Origin of the sequence: Nocardia sp. NPDC060220 (assembly GCF_042727815.1) — a bacterium.
In the GTDB taxonomy this organism is placed as follows: Bacteria; Actinomycetota; Actinomycetes; order Mycobacteriales; family Mycobacteriaceae; genus Nocardia.
The window spans coordinates 1-5,769 of record NZ_JBHWZY010000433.1 but is presented as its reverse complement, the minus strand read 5'-3'; the positions used below and the strand labels follow the sequence as shown (position 1 = coordinate 5,769).

Below are 5,769 nucleotides of genomic sequence, written 5' to 3'. Positions count from 1 at the left end.
GGGCGATCTGGGCATCGAGGACGGCCGCGACGCGTGTGGCCAGCGCGTCGATGTCGGGCGAGGGATGCTGGAGGAACATACTCACCACGATCTCGCCGTGGGCGAAGGTGGCACCGATCGTCTTGATGCCGGGCCGCCAATGCGCGTGTGCGGCAGCGTAACCGGGGATCGCCACCGGCTGATTGTCCGGACTCACCCGGAAATCGGTCGCCTCGAGTTCCCGCGCCGCCTCCTCGGCGGTCTTCGCGCCGGGAAACCGCGCCAGCACCACCCTGGTGATCCGCGCGTCGGTCTCGATCGCCGGTTTCGCCTTGTCGAAGGCTTGGCTGCCCTCGGCGACGTCGAAGGCCACGATCATCCGATGCCGTTCCAGCACGGGAAGATTCACATTCGAGATCGCCGAGGTGTCCGAAGCCCGCCGTGGGGTGTCCAGGACATCGGTGCCCCAGCTGTGGGTCAGCGCCGGATCGACCTCGTGCGGCAACACCACCGCGCCCGCCATCCGCAGCCCTTCCAGAATCGGCCCGTCCGTGGACTTTCGGCCCGCCTCGATATCGGCGGGCGCCGTCGTATAACTGCCCACGCCGAGGGGGCGGACATCGATCTCACCCGGCGTCGCGGTGCCCTCGACGGCGCCGCAGCCGACGAGCAGAACGGCGAGCGAGCCCAGCGCCAGTCGTGCGGTCACAGAGGTGCGGTGCTCAACCATTGGTCGATCATCTCCTGATGGGTGTGGCCCTTCCAGTACACCTGGAGCAGCACAGTCGAATACGGCGCGGCGTCGAATCGCACCAGCAGCCATGGTCCGGTGGAGCCGTTGAAACTGTGCACTGTCAGCGGTCTGCCGTACCGCGACCGCGGCTGCTGGGTCGCCCCGGCGGGCAGGGTCGCGACGAACCGTTCGACGGTCCCGGAATCCTTGTGTGCCATCACCTGCACGTGCAGTCCTTCGCGGTCGGTGCAGTCGAACCCCGTATCCCACATCGCCTCCGCGCTCTTCGTCGCGAAACTGCACCGCAGTTCCCGATACCCTGCACTGTCGGGACTCGCGGGCAGCAAGTCGGGGAACATCGCGATCGTGGGCCGCGCCGCCGCCCACGCGTCGACGGTGGTGGGCGGCGCGACCGTTGCGCTCGTCGGAACGGCGCCGGTGCTCCCGGAATCTCGGATCGACAGGACCACAGTTCCGATCGCGATCATGGCGACCGCCCCGAGTGCGCCCGCTACCCACCACCCGGCGTTCCGGCGACGCGCTCCAGCACGAGTGGCGGTGTCGAGCTCGGCCCGATTGCCGGCACCGAACGTCGGGTTGCCCGCGACGCCGGTCCCAGCTACCGCGTCTGGGCCTACCCTGCTGACCTGTGGCCCTCGCACCAAGTGGTCGATCGGCTGAGCCGGTCCGACGGGGCCGGTCATCGGACGAGCTGGAGCGGTTCCGGTGGTCAGGGCCGTGGACGCCGCCGCGACCATCGCCGCACAACTGGGGAATCGATGATCGGGATCCTTGGCGAGGGCGCGCGCGAACACCGCGTCCATCGCAGCGGGCATGCCCGCCGCGATCTCGCTGATCCGCGGCACCGGCTGCATCAGATGCGCACCGATCAACGCCCCCGCATGGGTCGCGGTAAACGGTGGGCGCCCCGCGAGCAGGTGAAACAGCGTGCACGCCAACGAATACTGGTCCGACCGCGCGCCCGCGGTGCGCCCGTCGAGCTGTTCGGGCGCCGCGTAGCGCAGCGTCGCGACCAATGTGCCGGTCTCGGTCAGCGCTGTGCCCTCGTCGACTGCCTTCGCGATGCCGAAATCGGTGAGCAGCACCCGCTCACCGCTGCCGCCCGCGCTCTCGCTCAGCAGAATATTGGCGGGTTTGACATCGCGATGCAGGAGCCCGGTCGTGTGCGCGCAATCGAGCGCGTCCGCCGTCGACCGTGCGATGTGCAACGCCCGCCGCGGTGCCACAGCCCCTGTGCGCAGCGCCGTTTCCGCGTCGCTGCCCGCGACGTACTGCATCGCGATCCACAGCCGCCCGTTCTCGTTTCCGCAGTCGTGGATCGCCACGATATTCGGATGATCGAGGCGCCCCGCGAGATCGGCCTCGCGCTCGAATCGACCCCGGAACACCGGATCCGCCGAATACGAGGAGTGCAGCAATTTCACCGCGACCAGACGCGGCAACCGCGGGTGCCGGGCGGCGTACACACTCCCCATCCCGCCCGCCCCGAGCACCCGCTCGATCCGATAGCCGGCGAAAAGGTCACCGGCCCTGAGCTCGTGCATGGTGTCACGCTAGCTCAGGACCGGTGGCGCCGCGATCAGCACGCTCAGCGGCGGATCCCGCGCACAGCCAGTGCCGCCGAGACGGCGGCGACGAGCGTGATCGCCGCGCAGATCAGATGCACGACCGCGACCGCGCCGGCCGCCGATGACGCGGTCGCTCCCACCAGTTCGAAGAACACCGACCCGATGCTCGCGATCCCGACCACGGTCCCCAGTTGCACGCTGGTGACGAGAATGCCGCTGGCGTCGGCGGCGAGTGTCACCGGTACCGCGGCCAATGCCCGTGTCATCAACGGGCTGAACGCCAGCCCGTTACCGAGACCGAAGACCCCGAACGCGATCGACGCCGCGATACCGATACCCGCGCCGTCGCCCAGCAGCCACGCGAGCCAGCCCAGCGAGGCCGCGCTCATCACCAGCCCGAACGGAATCATCCTCGCGTGCAGCGTGGCCGGAACGCGCTGCCAGGACAGTCCGGCCACGGCGAACGCCGCACCCATCGGCAAGAACTGCATGCCCGCCCGCAGCGCGCTGTAGCCGAGGTCGCTCTGCATGTGGATGGCGCTCACGAACAGCCAGCCGCCGAAGGTCCCCATCACCATGAGCAGGGTGGCGGCAGTCGCGAGCAGACCGGGCGCGCCGAGCGCCTGCGGCGCGAACAGGGGATCGCGGCCGCGCCCGGCGACCGCCCGCTCGACCACAACGAACACCGCCAGCCCGAGCACACCCGCTCCGAGACACAGCCACGACCACCGCGGAAACCCGAGCTCCCGGCCGAGCACCAGCGGCACGACCAGCAACAACACGGTGGCCGTGAGCGTCACCAAGCCCAGCCCGTCGACCGTTCGATCGGTGCGGGCGACGGTGACCGGGAGGACACGTGGAGCCAGCACCAGCAGTGCGATGCCGATCGGCACATTCACCAGGAACACCCCACGCCAACCGGTGCCGCCCAGATCGGCGTCGACGATCAATCCGCCGAGAATCTGGCCCGCCAGCAGGCCACCGGAGACGATCGCCGCATAGATACTCAGGGCTCTGGCTCGCGCCGCCCCGGCGAACGTGCGCTGGATCAACGTCATCACCTGTGGCGCCATCGCGGCCGCCCCGACGCCCTGACCGAACCGGAACACGATGAGCGACAGCTCGTTCCATGCCAGTCCACACGCGAGTGACGCCAGGGTGAACCCCGCCAGCCCCGCGATGAAGGTGCGTCGCTGCGTGAACCGATCACCCAGGCGCGCACCGCCGATCAGCAACACCGCGTACGCGATCACATACCCGGCGACGATCAATTGCAGTGCGGCCCCACCGGTGTCGAGGCTCGACCGAATGGACGGAATGGCGACATTGACGATGGAGCCGTCGAGCACCGTCATGAACTGGCCGGTGAGGATGACGACGAGCACGGCGATCGACCGCCTGCCCACCACCGAATCGGGCACCGGGGCTGGTTTGAGCATCTGGATCATGCTCAGATCCTGGGACCGGATGCACAGGATGAATAGGAGCCCACCGATACGGGTACTCCCGATACCCCGCTCGCGGCCTGCCCCGGATGGAGTCGGAATAGCCTGTCTGCCAACGTAACCGATGCTCTAGGCTTGATTCGTCCAGTTGGCTCCGATGCTCGAAAGGCGCTCCCGATGTCGCATTCTTCTGCCGCCTACCCCAGCGCTGTTCCGGTCGGGGTGGACACCACCCGTGCGAGTATCGCGCGTGTCTACGACGCCGCACTCAACGGCAAGGACAACTACGACGTGGATCGCGCAGTGCTGGACCAGGTCCGCACCGTCGCTCCGCAGGTCAACGACCTGGCCTGGGCCAACCGTGACTTCCTGATCCGCACCTGCCGATTCCTGGCCAGGGCGGGCATCGACCAGTTCCTCGACCTCGGATCGGGTCTGCCCACCGCGGAGAACACCCACCAGGTGGTCCAGCGGGTGAACCCTCAGTCCAAGGTCGTCTATGTCGACAACGACCCGTCGGTGCTCGTCCACGCGCAGGCATTACTGGCCAGCAACAGCCGCACCCGCATCGCCGAAGCCGACATCTTCCGCCCCCTGGAAGTTCTCGGCAACGAGACGGTCCGCCGCGAACTCGACTTCACCCGCCCGCTGGCGCTGTTCCACATCGGCACCCTGCACCACTATCTCGGCGACGACGGCCCCGCCCTCATGCAGACCTACATCGACGCATTGCCCTCGGGCTCGTTCGTCGCGATCGCCCACTTCCACGACCCGGAAACCGCCGAATACAGTGAGCTGGCCCGGAAAATGGAAGAGAAGTTCATCCACAGCCCGATGGGTAGCGGCCGCTTCCGCACCCGCGACGAAATCCAAGCCATGTTCGGCACCCTCGACATGGTCGAACCCGGCCTCGTCCGCTGCGACGACTGGTGGTCCGACGGCCCCCACCTCACCCCCCTCTCCGACGTCCGCAACTGCATCGTCGGCGGCGTCGGCCGCAAACCCTAGCGCCGCGATCCGGATCCGAGTTCCCGGCGCTACCTTTCGGGGCGCTGGGTTATTTCTTGATGGTGCGGGCGAGAATGCCGAGAGTGGCCCGCAGCGCGGACTCGGGAATGATCGGGAAGATAGCTGCTTCGCGGTAGCGGGGCGCGATCCTGCTCCAGTCGTAGTACGAGGTGACCAGGGTGCCGATGTCGCTGGGCTCGAGGCGATATCCGTACAGGTGCTCGATCGGCGGTTGGATGGCGCCCGAGATCGTCCACTCGAGATGCTTGTCCTGCTCGAACTCGGTGATGATCACTGTGACGTCGTATTTGCCCATCGGGAAATCGTTGAGGGACTCACGATCCATGTGCACGATGAACTCGTCGCCGACGCCGGTGACGGGCTTGCCCTCCGCCGATTGCAGCATGCCCGAACTGTCGATCGCTACGTGCCCTTCGGGGGAACACAGCAGTGTGAAGATTTCCGAGGGTGACGCGGGGACCTGCCGCTGCACTTCGAACCGTTCTACCGTCATGTCGTCCACCCTCGCACACTCGGCGTCGATGCGGTCCGCCACTGACGCCAGCTGAACCGGACGGCTACGCGTGCGCGGCAGGTCCGATCGTCCCGCTGCCGTCACCTCGGTGAGGTGGCCGGTGGGCGGGCGATCGATGGAGTCGGACGCGGCGGCTTCGTCGTGGGCGGGGGCATGGTCGTCGTCGGCGACGTGGTCGTTGTCGACCGCGCCGATGTGGTCGTCGGCGCCGCCGGTGTCGTGGATATCGCCGGTGACCGGGATGTCGTGGTCGAACTCGGCGGATCGGTTGTTGTCGTGCTGCCGGGCGGTGCCGTCGTGGTGGTGCCCGGCACTGTGGTGGAAGTGACGGTGACGGTCGAGGGATCAGCAGACGTCGTCACCGTGCTCGGATCGGCTGTCACCGTGATCGTCGACGTGTCAGTCGGAGTCATGGCGACGGTCACCGTGGAGGTCGGGGTCGAGGTGACGGCAGCTGGGCCCGGCACATCGGAGGTGTCC

Annotated in this window: 5 protein-coding genes and 1 pseudogene; 2 read left to right on the top strand and 4 right to left on the bottom strand. The window is 67.8% G+C overall.

Annotation, left to right across the window (positions count from 1 at the left end; genetic code table 11):
- The 3 genes and pseudogenes from ACFWF3_RS21655 to ACFWF3_RS21645 form a co-directional block, all read right to left on the bottom strand.
- Positions 1 to 688: pseudogene (locus tag ACFWF3_RS21655) on the bottom strand (hypothetical protein); the annotation flags it as partial.
- A complete protein-coding gene (locus ACFWF3_RS21650; RefSeq protein WP_379315037.1) occupies positions 685 to 2,277 on the bottom strand; it encodes a protein kinase in 1,593 nt (530 codons plus the stop codon). The gene ACFWF3_RS21650 and the pseudogene ACFWF3_RS21655, both read right to left, overlap by 4 nt.
- Before the next feature lie 44 nt (positions 2,278 to 2,321).
- On the bottom strand, positions 2,322 to 3,740 hold the full coding sequence (locus ACFWF3_RS21645; RefSeq protein ID WP_379315036.1) for an MFS transporter: 1,419 nt from the start codon (positions 3,738 to 3,740) through the stop codon (positions 2,322 to 2,324).
- A 183-nt stretch (positions 3,741 to 3,923) separates the two neighbouring features.
- Here ACFWF3_RS21645 and ACFWF3_RS21640 point away from each other — a divergent pair, with 183 nt between their 5' ends.
- Positions 3,924 to 4,754: an SAM-dependent methyltransferase gene (locus ACFWF3_RS21640; protein WP_379315035.1), complete on the top strand. Its 831-nt coding sequence runs from the start codon at positions 3,924 to 3,926 to the stop codon at positions 4,752 to 4,754.
- A 49-nt stretch (positions 4,755 to 4,803) separates the two neighbouring features.
- On the opposite strand, the gene ACFWF3_RS21635 is transcribed toward ACFWF3_RS21640, so the two are convergent.
- Positions 4,804 to 5,268, bottom strand: coding sequence for a polyketide cyclase (locus ACFWF3_RS21635; RefSeq protein ID WP_378996022.1), 465 nt, complete (start codon positions 5,266 to 5,268; stop codon positions 4,804 to 4,806).
- Between the two features lie 114 nt (positions 5,269 to 5,382).
- Between ACFWF3_RS21635 and ACFWF3_RS21630 the strand changes: the two genes are divergently transcribed.
- Positions 5,383 to 5,769, top strand: a 387-nt coding sequence (locus ACFWF3_RS21630) for a hypothetical protein (protein WP_379315034.1), incomplete at its 3' end; no start/stop codon positions are given.

What these genes read in the sequence shown, in the direction of transcription:
- ACFWF3_RS21640 (WP_379315035.1), top strand. Translation starts at nt 3,924, where the DNA reads ATGTCGCATTCTTCTGCCGCCTACCCCAGCGCTGTTCCGGTCGGGGTG.
- ACFWF3_RS21650 (WP_379315037.1), bottom strand. Translation starts at nt 2,277, where the DNA reads ATGCACGAGCTCAGGGCCGGTGACCTTTTCGCCGGCTATCGGATCGAG.
- ACFWF3_RS21635 (WP_378996022.1), bottom strand. Translation starts at nt 5,268, where the DNA reads ATGACGGTAGAACGGTTCGAAGTGCAGCGGCAGGTCCCCGCGTCACCC.
- ACFWF3_RS21645 (WP_379315036.1), bottom strand. Translation starts at nt 3,740, where the DNA reads ATGCTCAAACCAGCCCCGGTGCCCGATTCGGTGGTGGGCAGGCGGTCG.